This window comes from Mesorhizobium sp. C395A (assembly GCF_030323205.1).
Classification (GTDB): Bacteria; Pseudomonadota; Alphaproteobacteria; order Rhizobiales; family Rhizobiaceae; genus Mesorhizobium.
The window spans coordinates 1,951,275-1,964,521 of record NZ_CP100473.1 but is presented as its reverse complement, the minus strand read 5'-3'; the positions used below and the strand labels follow the sequence as shown (position 1 = coordinate 1,964,521).

General features: G+C 62.4%; 17 protein-coding genes and 3 tRNA genes. 17 read left to right on the top strand and 3 right to left on the bottom strand.

The window, feature by feature from the left end; genetic code table 11:
* Nucleotides 1-166: 166 nt before the first annotated feature.
* Both NLY37_RS09740 and NLY37_RS09735 read left to right on the top strand, forming a co-directional pair.
* Nucleotides 167-251 (top strand) — tRNA-Tyr (locus NLY37_RS09740).
* A gap of 28 nt (nt 252-279) precedes the next feature.
* Nucleotides 280-353 (top strand) — tRNA-Gly (locus NLY37_RS09735).
* 16 nt (nt 354-369) lie between these two features.
* Here the strand turns inward: NLY37_RS09735 and NLY37_RS09730 are convergent.
* Entirely contained in the window at nt 370-759 is a 390-nt protein-coding gene (locus tag NLY37_RS09730; protein WP_023688409.1) for a VOC family protein, read from the bottom strand.
* Between the two features lie 98 nt (nt 760-857).
* Between NLY37_RS09730 and NLY37_RS09725 the strand changes: the two genes are divergently transcribed.
* A complete protein-coding gene (locus tag NLY37_RS09725) occupies nt 858-1,745 on the top strand; it encodes a helix-turn-helix transcriptional regulator (RefSeq protein WP_023741372.1) in 888 nt (295 codons plus the stop codon).
* Here the strand turns inward: NLY37_RS09725 and NLY37_RS09720 are convergent.
* Nucleotides 1,742-2,218: a YidB family protein gene (locus NLY37_RS09720; protein ID WP_023741371.1), complete on the bottom strand. Its 477-nt coding sequence runs from the start codon at nt 2,216-2,218 to the stop codon at nt 1,742-1,744. The genes NLY37_RS09725 and NLY37_RS09720 overlap by 4 nt on opposite strands.
* Nucleotides 2,219-2,348: 130 nt before the next feature.
* Between NLY37_RS09720 and NLY37_RS09715 the strand changes: the two genes are divergently transcribed.
* Nucleotides 2,349-2,606: a GlsB/YeaQ/YmgE family stress response membrane protein gene (locus NLY37_RS09715; protein WP_023688411.1), complete on the top strand. Its 258-nt coding sequence runs from the start codon at nt 2,349-2,351 to the stop codon at nt 2,604-2,606.
* A 65-nt stretch (nt 2,607-2,671) separates the two neighbouring features.
* Here NLY37_RS09715 and NLY37_RS09710 read toward each other — a convergent pair whose 3' ends face one another.
* Nucleotides 2,672-3,559 carry a DMT family transporter gene (locus NLY37_RS09710; protein WP_023681464.1) on the bottom strand — a complete coding sequence of 296 codons (888 nt, stop codon included), beginning with the start codon at nt 3,557-3,559 and terminating at the stop codon, nt 2,672-2,674.
* A gap of 312 nt (nt 3,560-3,871) precedes the next feature.
* Here NLY37_RS09710 and tuf point away from each other — a divergent pair, with 312 nt between their 5' ends.
* The 13 genes from tuf to rplL all read left to right on the top strand — a co-directional run bounded on the left by tuf (nt 3,872) and on the right by rplL (nt 13,056).
* Nucleotides 3,872-5,047, top strand: a complete 1,176-nt coding sequence (gene tuf / locus NLY37_RS09705; protein WP_023723394.1) for an elongation factor Tu — start codon at nt 3,872-3,874, stop codon at nt 5,045-5,047.
* 148 nt (nt 5,048-5,195) lie between these two features.
* On the top strand, nt 5,196-6,830 hold the full coding sequence (locus NLY37_RS09700) for a COG3904 family protein (RefSeq protein WP_023743053.1): 1,635 nt from the start codon (nt 5,196-5,198) through the stop codon (nt 6,828-6,830).
* Nucleotides 6,831-7,028: 198 nt separating this feature from the next.
* Nucleotides 7,029-7,511, top strand: a complete 483-nt coding sequence (locus NLY37_RS09695; RefSeq protein WP_023743052.1) for a group II truncated hemoglobin — start codon at nt 7,029-7,031, stop codon at nt 7,509-7,511.
* 160 nt (nt 7,512-7,671) lie between these two features.
* A tRNA-Trp gene (locus NLY37_RS09690) sits at nt 7,672-7,747 on the top strand.
* 119 nt (nt 7,748-7,866) lie between these two features.
* Complete coding sequence (locus NLY37_RS09685) at nt 7,867-8,049, top strand: hypothetical protein (protein ID WP_155924168.1); 183 nt, start codon at nt 7,867-7,869, stop codon at nt 8,047-8,049.
* A 125-nt stretch (nt 8,050-8,174) separates the two neighbouring features.
* Entirely contained in the window at nt 8,175-8,636 is a 462-nt protein-coding gene (locus NLY37_RS09680) for an Hsp20 family protein (RefSeq protein WP_023667441.1), read from the top strand.
* A 73-nt stretch (nt 8,637-8,709) separates the two neighbouring features.
* Nucleotides 8,710-9,177, top strand: a complete 468-nt coding sequence (locus NLY37_RS09675; RefSeq protein ID WP_050588468.1) for a hypothetical protein — start codon at nt 8,710-8,712, stop codon at nt 9,175-9,177.
* 491 nt (nt 9,178-9,668) lie between these two features.
* Nucleotides 9,669-9,872, top strand: coding sequence for a preprotein translocase subunit SecE (gene secE / locus NLY37_RS09670; RefSeq protein WP_023667439.1), 204 nt, complete (start codon nt 9,669-9,671; stop codon nt 9,870-9,872).
* Nucleotides 9,873-9,899: 27 nt separating this feature from the next.
* A complete protein-coding gene (nusG, locus tag NLY37_RS09665; RefSeq protein ID WP_006333333.1) occupies nt 9,900-10,427 on the top strand; it encodes a transcription termination/antitermination protein NusG in 528 nt (175 codons plus the stop codon).
* A 172-nt stretch (nt 10,428-10,599) separates the two neighbouring features.
* Nucleotides 10,600-11,028, top strand: a complete 429-nt coding sequence (gene rplK / locus NLY37_RS09660) for a 50S ribosomal protein L11 (RefSeq protein ID WP_006333334.1) — start codon at nt 10,600-10,602, stop codon at nt 11,026-11,028.
* A 4-nt stretch (nt 11,029-11,032) separates the two neighbouring features.
* Entirely contained in the window at nt 11,033-11,731 is a 699-nt protein-coding gene (rplA, locus tag NLY37_RS09655) for a 50S ribosomal protein L1 (RefSeq protein ID WP_023667438.1), read from the top strand.
* Nucleotides 11,732-12,105: 374 nt separating this feature from the next.
* The gene (gene rplJ / locus NLY37_RS09650) at nt 12,106-12,624 is read left to right on the top strand and encodes a 50S ribosomal protein L10 (protein ID WP_023667437.1); all 519 of its coding nucleotides are present in this window, start codon (nt 12,106-12,108) and stop codon (nt 12,622-12,624) included.
* 54 nt (nt 12,625-12,678) lie between these two features.
* Nucleotides 12,679-13,056 (top strand): 50S ribosomal protein L7/L12, encoded by a 378-nt coding sequence (gene rplL / locus NLY37_RS09645; protein ID WP_023667436.1) that lies wholly within the window; start codon nt 12,679-12,681, stop codon nt 13,054-13,056.
* Nucleotides 13,057-13,247: the final 191 nt, after the last annotated feature.

The window sequence follows — 13,247 nt, the reverse complement described above, 5'->3', positions numbered from 1 at the left end:
AAAGCCGGCTTGCCGGGTGAGCTGTCAAAATCAGCGCATTTTGCCTTGCGGTGCGGTTGACACCCACTGGCCTTGCCGCCATAAGGCGCTTCGCTGATTTCGGACAAAACCCTGGTTTCGACCTGATCGGCGAGAATGCCTCGTTGCAAGGCTTCGACGGCAGGCTGGAGAGGTGCCCGAGTGGTTAAAGGGGACGGACTGTAAATCCGTTAGCTTAGCTTACGTTGGTTCGAATCCAACCCTCTCCACCACTGCCAGCCCGCGAACCTTGAGGACGATGCGGGTATAGCTCAGTGGTAGAGCAGCAGCCTTCCAAGCTGAATATGCGGGTTCGATTCCCGCTACCCGCTCCAAACTCCCCACTCCGCATCAGATCTCAGCGAATATCTCGACAACGTTGCCGTCCGGATCGCGGAAGAACACTGTCCTGTGGCCCCATTCCTGGTCGGTGAGCGGCAGGACCGGCTGCACGCCCTTGGCCTGAAGCGCCTCGGCGCAAGCAGCGACCATCTCCGGCGCCACCCGGAATGCCAGCTGCAGCGACAGCGCATCCCGCTGCTGCGGCGTGTCGTTGAACATCATGCCGAGGCTGGTCAAGGCCAGCGTGTTCGGGCCGACCCGATATTCGATCCACCTGTCGCCGAGTTCGCGCTGCAGATCAAATTCCATCACATCCCCGTAGAAGTGCCGCATGGCGGCCATGTCGCGGGCGAAGATGACGGTGTAGTCGATCTGACGGATTTCATTGAGCGCGTTCATTGTCGAAGTCCCGTGGGCTGATGTTCGGTCGCCCGCAACCTAGCTTTCCTTTAAAGTAGTACAAGACTATAGCTTATACTGGTATCGGAGGTGACTGCATGCCATACGACGGCCCACGGCGCGATGAGCTTGCCCGCTTCCTGCGCGAGCGGCGGGACCGCTTGCCGCGGATCGATGGCGCCAATGGCCGCCGCCGGGCGCCGGGCCTCAGGCGCGAAGAGGTCGCCGCCGAGGCGGGGATCAGCACCACCTGGTACACCTGGCTCGAGCAGGGACGGGAGGTGAACGCGTCGCCGCAGGTGCTTCGCTCGCTGGCGCGGGTGCTGAGACTGAGCCGGTCGGAGCAGGCCTATCTCTTCCAATTGGCGCGGCCCGATCTCGATTGGCGAAACCGGCTCGGCGCGCAAGGCCTGCCCAGCGCGCCGTTGCTCAGCCTGCTCGACGGGCTGGCGCCGCACCCGGCATATGTCGTCAATCGCTACTGGCAGGTCGTCGCCTGTAACCATCCGGCGGCGGTGCTGCTTGGGGATTTCGAGACGGATGATGAGTGGTCCGGCAGCCTGCTCGCCCGGCTGTTTCTCGACCTGGAATGGCGGCAGCGCTTTGTCGACTGGCCGGAGGTTTCGCGCTCGGCGGCGGCGCAGTTCCGGCTTGCCACTGTCGCCATGACTCGCGATCCGGTGCTGGCTGCGCTGGTTTCGTCACTGGAAGCGGCAAGCGAAGCGTTCGCCACGTGCTGGAACAGCCGCGACATCGCCGAGCCACCGATCTGGCGGAAATCCATCCGGCACCCTGTCGCCGGCGCGATGTCGTTCGATTTCGCCACGCTGCAGCCGGGCGGCCGCGACAGTGATTTCTCGGTTTCCGTCTACACGCCGGTCGATGCGTCGACTGCCAGGCGGTTCGCGGCGCTGGTCGCAGCAACGCCCGACAGCCGCAAGGCGGTGCCGGGCGTGTTTGCGCGTGATGCAGGCGCAGAAGTCTAGCTGTTGAAGGCGGACGCGACCTGGTGTTGCTGCGGCACCTGTCCGTTCGGCGTCAGTCTGTCGACAATGCCGGGCAGGGCTGTGGACAATTGCTTGAGCAACTCCTGCTCGTCCAGTCCTGTCCTTTGCGCGATCTCTCGAATGACCTGCGGGCCGATCGCCTTGCCGAGATCATTGGCGTTGATCGGCTGGTTCTGTCCGGTGCCGACCCAGGAGTCAGCGACATTGCCTTGGCCGGCATTCTTGAGCTTGTCGAGCAGTCCGCCCAGTCCGCCGAGCAGGCCGCCGTCGCTGGAGGCCGTGGTTCCGGTGGGGGCTGGCGTTTGAGGCTGAGCGGGTTCGCCCGTCTCTCCGGCACTCGTCTGTTCGGCGCTTCTGCCGCTCAGCATCTTTCCCACCAGAAGCGCGCCGAGCGCGATCATCAGCGGTTTGGTGATGTTGCCGCCGGGTACGGCGTTGTCAAAGAGTCCCATAGGTCAATCCTCCATAACGACCAAGCCCGTCCCGCCGGCTACAATGGACCATGCGGGCGGAATTTCAAGTTGGCTTGAGCTTTTGACAATCATGTGACCATGATCGGCGGGCGGGGAATGGAGAGGAAAAATGGGCATTATCAGCTGGATCATCCTCGGCGTCATCGCCGGCTTTATCGGCAGCAAGATCGTCAACAAGACCGGCCAGGGCCTGATCATGGATATCGTGCTCGGCATTGTCGGCGCCATCGTCGGAGGGCTGATCTTCAGCGCCTTTGGCGCCACGGGCGTGACCGGCCTCAACATCTGGAGCCTGATCGTCGCCATCATCGGCGCGGTGGTCGTGCTGTGGGCCTATCACCAGTTCTCCGGCAAGCGAACGCTTTAGGCACTAGTCTGCCGACTGGCTGACCGCAGGACGGCCAAACCTGCTTCGACGCGTTGACTTGAAGGTCAGGCGACGACGGTCAGCCTGCGCTTGCGTTCATCAAGCGAGACGATGGTCAGCCCGCTCGCAACCACCAGCAGGATGCCGCAGACCGCCAGGGCATTCGGGAACTGGCCGAACACCAGAACGCCTGAGATGACCGCCCAGACGGTGAAGCAGTAGTAGAACGGCGCCACGACGCCGGTGGGACCGACGCGATAGGCCATGAAGATGAAGAAATGGCCGAAGATCAGGAAAAATCCGGCGCCGGCCATGAGCAGCAGGTGCCGGGCTTCCGGCATCACCCAGCGCTCGGAAACGAGATGCGCGGCGCCCGCGCCGATCAGCACCACCACGACGGCGGAAATGGCGACGATCATGCCCGGCACCTCGGCCGCGACCCGCCTGCCGGCAAGATCGCGCGCCGCCGCCAATGCCGCGTTGCCGAGCGCCAGCAACGCATAGACCGAGATGCCCTGCATGGTCGGCTGGGCCACCATGAGCGCACCGATGAAGCCAAGCCCGATCAGCGCCATGCGCACGCCGCCGATCCGTTCGCCGAACAGGATGGAGGAGCCGACCAGCATCAAAAGCGGGGTGATCTGCCCGAGCGCGGTCGAATCGGCGATCTGCATGTTGGCCAGCGCCACGACGTAGCAAAGGATGGCCGCCAGCTCGAGCAGGTTGCGGCGCAGCACGCGTTTGTCGAAGATCAATGGAATCTGCCTGCCATAGCCCAGCAGGAACAGCAGCGGCATGCCCCATAGCGTGGCCGCGACCCCGCGCAGGAACAGCACTTCATAGGACGGCAAGCCCGCGGTCGCGAGTTTCATCATCGTGTCGTTGACGAGGTACGACCCCGTCGAAACGATCATGAACAGCGGGCCGCGTATGGAGGTCGGTATGAATTGCATGGGGCAACCAAATCAGACCGCCGCCGTAGCGGCAATGGGCCAGGCGCTGGCTGCACATCCGGCAGGCAAAGGCCAGGACATGGGCGGGACAGGACATGGGCGGGAATAGCAAACAGGTGCTGGAGCCCGCAGCCCCCATTTCATTTCCGCTCGCGCGTTCCTATATCAGCGCCACATCCCGCAATCGGATCATCGGTTCGCACCGAGTGGACAGCGCACCCGGCCACAAGGCACTTGTGTTTTTCGGCCGTAGTCGCTAATCGCCCCGCATTCGACTGAACTGAAGGTCAAGGCCGTCCAAGGAAAGAGACTATGGCAAAAGGTAAATTCGAGCGTAACAAGCCTCATGTGAACATTGGCACGATTGGCCACGTCGATCATGGCAAGACGTCGCTGACGGCAGCGATCACGAAGTATTTTGGCGAGTACAAGCGCTACGACCAGATCGATGCGGCGCCCGAAGAGAAGGCCCGCGGCATCACGATTTCGACGGCGCACGTCGAATACGAGACGGCAGCGCGCCACTACGCCCATGTCGACTGCCCCGGCCACGCCGACTATGTGAAGAACATGATCACCGGCGCCGCGCAGATGGACGGCGCGATCCTGGTGGTGTCGGCCGCCGACGGCCCGATGCCGCAGACCCGCGAGCACATCCTGCTTGCCCGTCAGGTCGGCGTGCCGTCGATCGTGGTGTTCCTGAACAAGGTCGACCAGGTCGACGACGCCGAGCTGCTCGAACTGGTCGAGCTCGAGGTTCGCGAGCTTCTGTCGAAGAACGAGTTCCCCGGCGACGACATTCCGATCGTCAAGGGTTCGGCGCTGGCTGCTCTGGAAGATTCCAACAAGACCATCGGCGAAGATGCGATCCGCGAGCTGATGGCTGCGGTCGATGCCTACATCCCGACCCCGGTTCGTCCGCTGGACAAGCCGTTCCTGATGCCGATCGAAGACGTGTTCTCGATCTCGGGCCGTGGCACGGTCGTGACCGGCCGCGTCGAGCGCGGCATCGTCAAGGTCGGCGAGGAACTGGAAATCATCGGCATCCGTCCGACGACCAAGACGACCTGCACGGGCGTCGAGATGTTCCGCAAGCTGCTCGATCAGGGCCAGGCCGGCGACAACATCGGCGCGCTGCTGCGCGGCGTTGATCGTGAAGGCGTCGAGCGCGGCCAGGTTCTGGCCAAGCCTGGTACGGTGAAGCCGCACAAGAAGTTCGTGGCCGAAGCCTACATCCTGACCAAGGACGAAGGTGGCCGTCACACGCCGTTCTTCACCAACTACCGTCCGCAGTTCTACTTCCGCACGACCGACGTGACCGGCATCGTGTCGCTGCCGGAAGGCACGGAGATGGTTATGCCCGGCGACAACATCACCGTCGATGTCGAGCTGATCGTGCCGATCGCCATGGAAGAGAAGCTGCGCTTCGCCATCCGTGAAGGCGGCCGCACCGTCGGTGCCGGCATCGTCGTCACCATCAAAGAGTAATCGAGCCCGGCATCGCCGGATCGAAACGGATAGGGGCGGCCCTCGGGCCGCCCTTTTTCGTTGGCCAGATGTGCCTGTTTTGGGGTCCCAATCTCTGTTGCAAGTCTGTGAGCCTCTACAGTATAGATTGCATTGAGGGCTTGGTCGGATGGTTCCACAGCACCGTTTGCATAGTCGGTCATGGTGGGCACTGGGGCTGATCTGCCTGGTGTCGATGTTTGCCATGGGCACTGCCGCCTTGGCGGCCGAGACAAAAAATTCAGAGCCGGATCCGGATCCGCCGATGCGGTTCGTCGTCGTGCGCAGCGACGCGGCGGGCTGTGAGCCGAGCTGTCCGGAATGGATATCGGCCGAGGGTGCGATATCGGCCAAGTCGCCGGCGCTGCTCAAGGCTGCCCTGAAAACGCTCGGCGGCCGCAAATTGCCGATCGTCATCAACTCTCCCGGCGGCGATGTCGATGCAGCCATCGCCATGGGCCGGATGATGCGCAAGAACAAGCTCGACATCGCGGTCGGCAGGACCTGGTTCGTCGGCTGCGAGCCAGGGGTGAAAAACTGCAAGGAGAACGACGCCAGAGGCGCGCACTATATCGGCAGCCCCTATGTGCTCGGCAGCTATTGCGCATCCGCTTGTCCAATGATGCTGGCCGGCGGCACCAGGCGCCTGGTCGGGCCGCTGGCCTATCTCGGCGTCCACCAGATCACCACCACGATCGTGCAGATGAACGTGCAATATCAGGTCCGCTACCGGATCGTGAAAGGCAAGAAGCGGGTCATCAGCAAGAAGGTCGTCAGCCGCAAGAACACCGGCAGCTACAAGACCTACGAGATGAGCAAGGGGGTGGAGCGCAAGCTGTCCGCCTATTTCAAGGAGATGGGTGTCGACCTCAGCATCATCGAGACGATGAAGAGCACGCCGGCCAGCGACATCCAGCAGATCGACCTCAGCGACATGCTGACAATGAAGCTGGTCACCAGCGAAGACGCTGCAGATCTGCTGACCAGCGCAAGCCTGTGCAGGCTGGACCTTCCGGCTCCGAATTGCCGGGAAATACCGGCGAACAAGCCAGCCGGCGGCCTGCCGGATGTGGCAAAGGCTGCGCCGCTGCCGGTGAAGCCGGAGAGCGCGCCGCACGATGACGGCATGCGCTTTGTCGTGGTTCGCGGCAGCAACCCGCTCTGCAATCCCGACTGCCCGGAATGGATTGCAGCGCAAGGCGCGATTACGCCCCAGACGCCGCAGAAACTCAGCCAATTGCTCGCCACGCTTGGCAACCGGCGGCTGCCGGTGGTGATCAGCTCGCGAGGCGGCGACCTCTCCGGCGCCCTGGCGGCGGGCCGGATCATCCATGAAAAGAAGCTCGACGTTGCCGTTGCCCGCACCGATTTCGTCGGCTGCGACCCGGCAGAGTGGAATTGCCTGGCCAGGGAAGGCGCCTATGCCGGGCTGAGCGTCGATGGCGACGGCGACTGCGATTCGGCTTGCGCGCTCATGCTGGCCGGTGGCGCCAGGCGGCTTGTCGGTACCCAGGTGCGGCTCAGCCTCTATCTGATGGGGCAGAAGCAGGCGGTCAAGTCCTACCTCGACGAGATGGCGATCAGCCCCGCTTTGTTCAGGGCGCTCCAGGGCAGTTCGGTCGAGCGCCAGCTCGAACCCGACATGATGCTGAAGGTCGGCCTGACAACCGAGCGCCAGTCGGTGGATGCGCTGACGGGGTCCAGCATCTGCAAATCGGCGCCGAAACCTGAGAATTGCCGCGTGGTGCCGTCGTCCAATGGCTGATCGTGCCTATCCTCATGGAAGCGAAAGGGGTCGGATGGGCGTGCTGGAGCCGAGGAAGGCGACGCCGGCAAGCGACATCACGCCGAATCGCCCCGCCAAATTGTAGGGCGGCGGGTTCACACTCGCCGTCGAGGCAGGTTGAGCAGGGTGCGATTTCCGCTATCTTCGTGCCGGCGCCGGGCTGGCGGAGGATCGACAATGAGCCAGGACATCCCGACACTCTACGAATGGGCCGGCGGCATCGAAGCCCTCAACCGGCTGACGGAAACCTTTTACGACAAGGTGTCGCGCGACCCGGTGGTCGGCCCGGTGTTCAAACACATGTCGCCGGATCATCCCGCGCATGTCGCGGCCTTCATCGGCGAAGTTTTTGGCGGACCCAAGACCTACAGCGAACAGCATGGCGGCCATCGCGAGATGGTCATGCATCACTTGGGCAAGCATCTGACGGAGGAACAGCGCCGCCGCTGGATCAGCCTGCTTGCCGATGCCGCCGATGCGGTCGGGTTGCCGGACGATCCCGAATTCCGTTCCGCCTTCATGGGCTATGTCGAATGGGGCTCACGGCTTGCCAGGATGAATTCCACCCTCGGCGAGACCTGCGACCCGCAGACCGAACCGATGCCGGCCTGGGGCTGGGGCGTGCCGGGCGGGCCGTACAAGCCGCCGGCCGGGGGCTGAGCGCCGGCATGCGGCTTCAGGCAGGCGAAAAATCGACATAGGCAGGGACGGGCTGGTCATCACCTATCCGGATTTCCGGCAAAGGATCTGAAAGCGCGTCAGACAACTCTTTACAGCGCGCCCGGAAGCTTTTAGGAAGCGCCTGCGCTGAAACGCGCGTACGGGCATAGCTCAGTTGGTAGAGCGGCGGTCTCCAAAACCGCAGGTCGTAGGTTCGAGCCCTGCTGCCCGTGCCATTTTCCTCGTTGGAATCCGGCATTTTAGAAACGCCTTGTTTTGGCTCCTCGTTTGGTTGGGCTGAAGCCGCGCACTCGACGAGCGACGTTCCGAAGGCATGCGCAGAGCGAGAGCGCTGATGCGCAATGCCGAAGTCGGCGTATTTCCACGAACCAATTTCCTTGATTCAACTGCCATTGGCGAGCCAATTGCCATTTGCGTTCACATTCAGAATAGGCCTATTTTGCTGCCGCCAGCTGCTTTTCAGCGGCTGCGAATTATTGGAAGCGGGATGCTGGCCTGGCTACTGGAATTTTTTTGAACAGGGCTCTTGAACCGGTTTTCAGCCCTTCCTAATTCGTTTCCCGCCGAGGCCGATTGGCTTGGCAAAAGGCGGCGCTGCTGGCGGCGCCCTTGTACCCATGTTGCTTCAAGGAGGATGTGGCTATGAGAACCTTTGACTCTCTCTATCGCAGCACCGTCGGTTTTGACCGTCTTTTCGACATGCCCGACAATGGTACGCGGCCCGACTGGCCACCCTATAACATCGAGAAGGTCGACGAGAACGATTACCGTATCTCGATGGCCATCGCGGGCTTCAGCCAGGATGAGGTTGAGCTGACCCAGCATGGACCCGAACTGGTCGTGGCAGGCCAGAAGGCTGATGACCAGAGCGGACGCCAGCTGCTGCACCAGGGCATCGCCTACCGCAGTTTCAGGCAGACGTTCAAGCTTGCCGACCACATGAAGATCAAGGCAGCAAACCTTGAGAACGGTCTCCTGACCATCGACATCGTCCGTGAGATTCCCGAAGAGCTGAAGCCGCGCCGCATTAGCATCGGGGCCGGCGACGCCCAGGTGGGCAAGCAGATCGCCCAGGATACGGAACGCACCCGCAAAGCGGCCTGATCGTATCGATTCAGTTATCCCTGCGGTCCGCCTCCCGGCTTCGGCCGGGAGGCCCAGATTGCGGAGAATGGAGATGGACAACTTCTACGAGACACCGACACTTTCTGCGGCACGCTCGGGCAAAATTGAAACTTCTTTGTGCCTGCTCGACAATCCAGACAACGTCATCAACCATCCACGCCTCAGCAGTGGAGAAAAGCGGGCACTGCTTTCCTCGTGGGCGTCCGATGCCTGCGCGGTGGAAAACCAGCCTGCCTTGCGCCGCCTGGACAACGGCACGGTAATCCCTGTCGACCAGATTCTGAGTGCGTTGAAGGCTCTGGATGAGAAACCCACGCTGGGGAAAGAGACTTCAGGCCGGGTGCTGCCTTGGCGACCCTCCTCGCGCCGCAGCGTTCTCAAGGCTTGGCGGCGTCGGGGCCGTTCTTTCGGCCCCGACGATGACGACGACCCGCCCCCGTGCCCGGCAGTGATCGCGCCGCGCCCACGCCCGCCACGCGGAATCGGCGCAGTGGCCGGAGTCGAACTCGCCTGCGCCTGAGCTAACCCTGGGTAGATCCAGCTGCCTCGGCATGGGCAGCTGGATTCCAATCTTGCGTGCGCTTCATTTGGTTTCCAAAACAGCAGGTCGCAGGTTCGTCCCCAACGCCATTTCCTGGAACTTGTAATCACGTGCCTGATCTTCCGGATGCACCCTCCGGAATTAGGGTCTGGCATTGAAAAACGGCAGGCGGCTTGCCATATTGGGTGAACTGAGGCATAAGGCCCCGATAGCCGGGACGGGACGACTGGATGGTTCCGAGGCGGCGTTTGGTCATAAAGCGGACACTTGCCACTTGCGTGGATCAAGAATCGGTTTTATGTAGACAGAACAGACACGCGACGCGTGGAGCTGGGAAGCCGGCTTTACGCGTCCGATTTGCATGGGCGAAATGGCGCTGATTCGGTGCCGACTTGAACCCAGGCGGCACGTCCCGGCCAGCGGGATCATCCAGGAGACCCGGCCAACGGGTCTTGAAGACAGAGCGGCATATGGCTTCGAAAACCACAAATCCTTTCGTCTTTCTCCAGCAGGTCCGCGCGGAGACCGCCAAGGTGACTTGGCCGTCGCGCCGGGAGACGATGATCTCGACGGTGATGGTGCTCGTATTCGCGGTCATCGCGATGATCTTTTTCTTCACCGCCGACGTGGCTATGGGCTACGCGATCGAGCGGTTACTGAGCCTCGGCCATTAAGTCCGGCGATTACGGAGAAGTCTTGAAATGACCGCGCGCTGGTACATCGTCCACGCCTATTCGAACTTCGAAAAGAAGGTCGCCGAGGACATTGAGAACAAGGCCAAGCAGAAGGGCCTGTCCGCCGATATCGAGCAGATCGTGGTGCCGACCGAGAAGGTCGTCGAAATCCGCCGCGGCCGCAAGGTCGATGCCGAGCGCAAGTTCTTTCCGGGCTATGTGCTGCTCAAGGCCAATCTGACCGATGCGGTGTTCTCGCTGGTCAAGAACACGCCGAAGGTCACCGGCTTCCTCGGTGACTCCAAGCCGGTGCCGATCACCGAAGCCGAGGCGCAGCGCATCCTGAACCAGGTTCAGGAAGGCGTCGAGCGGCCGAAGCCCTCGGTCACTTTCGAGATCGGCGAGGCGATCCGCGTTTCGGATGGTCCGTTCGCCTCGTTCAACGGTTTCGTCCAGGAAGTGGACGAGGAGCGGGCGCGGCTCAAGGTGGAAGTTTCGATCTTCGGGCGCGCCGTGCCGGTCGATCTGGAATTCGGACAGGTCGAAAAGGGCTGATCCGAAAACCCTGCGCCGGTTCGCCGGCAAGGGGAGGCGGCGCGGAAAGCGCGCGGCCATGAACGGGTGGGAGGCGAATGCGGCTTTAGCCGGCCGCGCGGACCGCACCACCAGACTGCAACCGCCGGTGTTCCCGATACTGGGGCCGGCATGAGATAAAGGCAGGAAAGAGATGGCTAAGAAAATTGCAGGCCAGCTCAAGCTCCAGGTCAAAGCGGGATCGGCTACGCCGTCTCCGCCGATCGGCCCGGCACTTGGTCAGCGCGGCATCAACATCATGGAATTCTGCAAGGCGTTCAACGCGCAGACCCAGGAAATGGAAAAGGGATCGCCGATCCCGGTCGTCATCACCTATTACCAGGACAAGTCCTTCACCTTCGTCATGAAGACGCCGCCGGTGAGCTACTTCCTGAAAAAGGCGGCGAACTTGACGTCAGGTTCGAAAGAGCCGGGCAAGATCAAGGCCGGCACGATCGGTCGCGACAAGGTGCGCGCCATCGCCGAACAGAAGATGAAGGATCTGAACGCAAACGACGTCGAGGCGGCCATGCGCATGGTCGAGGGCTCCGCCCGCTCGATGGGTCTGGAAGTGGTGGGCTGAGATCATGGCAAAGATTGCAAAGCGTGTATCGAAGTCCCGCGACGGCATCGACCCCAACAAGGCCTATGCCCTTGGTGAGGCGCTGAAGCTGCTCAAGGACCGTTCGACGGTGAAGTTCGACGAGACCATCGAAGTTGCGATGAACCTCGGCGTCGACCCGCGCCATGCCGACCAGATGGTCCGCGGCGTGGTCAACCTGCCGAACGGCACCGGCCGCTCTGTCCGCGTCGCCGTGTTCGCACGTGGCGGCAAGGCCGATGAGGCTCGCGCCGCCGGCGCCGACATCGTCGGTGCCGAGGATCTGGTCGACATCGTCCAGAAGGGCACGATCGACTTCGATCGCTGCATCGCCACGCCGGACATGATGCCGCTGGTCGGCCGTCTGGGCAAGGTGCTGGGCCCGCGCGGCATGATGCCGAACCCGAAGGTCGGCACCGTCACCACCGACGTCGCCGCCGCCGTCAAGGCATCGAAGGGCGGCGCTGTCGAGTTCCGCGTCGAGAAGGCCGGCATCGTTCATGCCGGCGTCGGCAAGGTCTCGTTCGACGTCAAGGCGCTGGAAGAAAACGTCCGCGCCTTCGCCGATGCCGTGACCAAGGCAAAGCCGGCTGGGGCCAAGGGCAACTACGTCAAGAAGGTGTCGGTCACCTCGACGATGGGCCCGGGCCTCAAGCTCGACGTCTCGACGCTCGCAGCGTCTTGATACGAACATCTGGATCGGCTGCCAAGGCGCTGATCCGCAAGTGAATTCCGGGCCTCCGACTTGTCGGCGGCTCGGTACCGGAAGTCGAGAGGCTTCCGGACATCCTGTCCGAGATTGCAGGCGGCCCAGAAGCCTTAATTGAATTGGGCCTGCATGAGACGGGTGAAAACCGGACAACGGAGCGACAAGCTCCAATGAAAGGTTCGAACCGTGTTTGCCTTTTGTCTGCGCATCTCCGGCTTGCCGTCGATGTGGCGAAAGGGGGCAGGATCCTCGAGCGTCGTTCGGGAGATCTGTAATGGATGGCCCGGCCGGCAAAAAGGCAACCCGACGCCTGTCCCACTAGCGGGGCAGGGGTCAACTGGAGATAGGCAGTGGACAGAGCGGAAAAACGCGAACTCGTCACGGGCCTGAATGGTGCTTTTGCAGGCGCTGGTTCAGTCGTCGTGGCCCACTACGCCGGTATCACCGTCGCGCAAATGAACGACCTTCGGTCGAAAATGCGCGCTGCCGGTGGCACCGTCAAAGTCGCGAAGAACCGTCTCGCCAAAATCGCTCTTCAGGGCACGGACTCCGCATCGATCATCGACCTGTTCAAGGGACAGACGCTGATCGCTTATTCGGAGGATCCGATTGCGGCGCCGAAGGTCGCGTCCGATTTCGCCAAGGGAAATGACAAGTTGGTCATTCTCGGCGGCGCAATGGGCACCACCTCGCTCAACGCCGACGGTGTGAAGGCACTCGCCACACTTCCGTCGCTCGATGAGTTGCGCGCCAGGCTGGTTGGCATGATCGCCACGCCGGCAACCCGGATCGCCCAGATCGTCAATGCGCCAGCGGCTTCGGTCGCGCGCGTCATCGGCGCTTACGCCCGGAAGGACGAGGCGGCATGAGGCCGTTCCTCGCTATCACAAACACACGTTCGAACCTGATGAAGGAATACAACAATGGCTGATCTGGCAAAGATCGTAGACGACCTTTCGAAGCTGACCGTCCTCGAGGCGGCCGAGCTGTCGAAGCTTCTGGAAGAAAAGTGGGGCGTTTCGGCTGCTGCTCCGGTGGCGGTTGCCGCTGCCGGCGGCGCTGCCGCTGCTGCTGCTCCGGCTGAGGAAAAGACGGAATTCGACGTCGTCCTCACTGAGGCAGGCGCTCAGAAGATCAACGTCATCAAGGAAGTCCGCGCCATCACCGGCCTGGGCCTCAAGGAAGCCAAGGATCTGGTCGAAGCAGCTCCGAAGCCGGTCAAGGAAGCCGTTTCCAAGGCTGACGCTGAGAAGTTCAAGGCCCAGCTGGAAGCAGCCGGCGCCAAGGTCGACCTGAAGTAAGCGTAAAAGCGGCGGGCGGCCTCGCGCCGTCCGCCACTCCCTTCATCAGAGGGGAGGATGCGTAGCGCGAGATGTACGAGAACCTCTTTCCTGAGGGCCGAAACCGGCCTTCAGGAAACGGGTTTTCTCCCGTTTTAGCCGTCGCCGCCAGGCGGCGGGAAACAGATCAGGGGCCGCCGCCGAGGTGGCCG

What these genes read in the sequence shown, in the direction of transcription:
- NLY37_RS09700 (WP_023743053.1), top strand. Translation starts at nt 5,196, where the DNA reads ATGGTTCCACAGCACCGTTTGCATAGTCGGTCATGGTGGGCACTGGGG.
- NLY37_RS09725 (WP_023741372.1), top strand. Translation starts at nt 858, where the DNA reads ATGCCATACGACGGCCCACGGCGCGATGAGCTTGCCCGCTTCCTGCGC.
- secE (WP_023667439.1), top strand. Translation starts at nt 9,669, where the DNA reads ATGGCTTCGAAAACCACAAATCCTTTCGTCTTTCTCCAGCAGGTCCGC.
- NLY37_RS09710 (WP_023681464.1), bottom strand. Translation starts at nt 3,559, where the DNA reads ATGCAATTCATACCGACCTCCATACGCGGCCCGCTGTTCATGATCGTT.
- rplL (WP_023667436.1), top strand. Translation starts at nt 12,679, where the DNA reads ATGGCTGATCTGGCAAAGATCGTAGACGACCTTTCGAAGCTGACCGTC.
- tuf (WP_023723394.1), top strand. Translation starts at nt 3,872, where the DNA reads ATGGCAAAAGGTAAATTCGAGCGTAACAAGCCTCATGTGAACATTGGC.
- nusG (WP_006333333.1), top strand. Translation starts at nt 9,900, where the DNA reads ATGACCGCGCGCTGGTACATCGTCCACGCCTATTCGAACTTCGAAAAG.
- rplA (WP_023667438.1), top strand. Translation starts at nt 11,033, where the DNA reads ATGGCAAAGATTGCAAAGCGTGTATCGAAGTCCCGCGACGGCATCGAC.
- NLY37_RS09695 (WP_023743052.1), top strand. Translation starts at nt 7,029, where the DNA reads ATGAGCCAGGACATCCCGACACTCTACGAATGGGCCGGCGGCATCGAA.
- NLY37_RS09680 (WP_023667441.1), top strand. Translation starts at nt 8,175, where the DNA reads ATGAGAACCTTTGACTCTCTCTATCGCAGCACCGTCGGTTTTGACCGT.
- NLY37_RS09730 (WP_023688409.1), bottom strand. Translation starts at nt 759, where the DNA reads ATGAACGCGCTCAATGAAATCCGTCAGATCGACTACACCGTCATCTTC.
- NLY37_RS09685 (WP_155924168.1), top strand. Translation starts at nt 7,867, where the DNA reads ATGCGCAATGCCGAAGTCGGCGTATTTCCACGAACCAATTTCCTTGAT.
- rplK (WP_006333334.1), top strand. Translation starts at nt 10,600, where the DNA reads ATGGCTAAGAAAATTGCAGGCCAGCTCAAGCTCCAGGTCAAAGCGGGA.
- NLY37_RS09675 (WP_050588468.1), top strand. Translation starts at nt 8,710, where the DNA reads ATGGACAACTTCTACGAGACACCGACACTTTCTGCGGCACGCTCGGGC.
- NLY37_RS09720 (WP_023741371.1), bottom strand. Translation starts at nt 2,218, where the DNA reads ATGGGACTCTTTGACAACGCCGTACCCGGCGGCAACATCACCAAACCG.
- NLY37_RS09715 (WP_023688411.1), top strand. Translation starts at nt 2,349, where the DNA reads ATGGGCATTATCAGCTGGATCATCCTCGGCGTCATCGCCGGCTTTATC.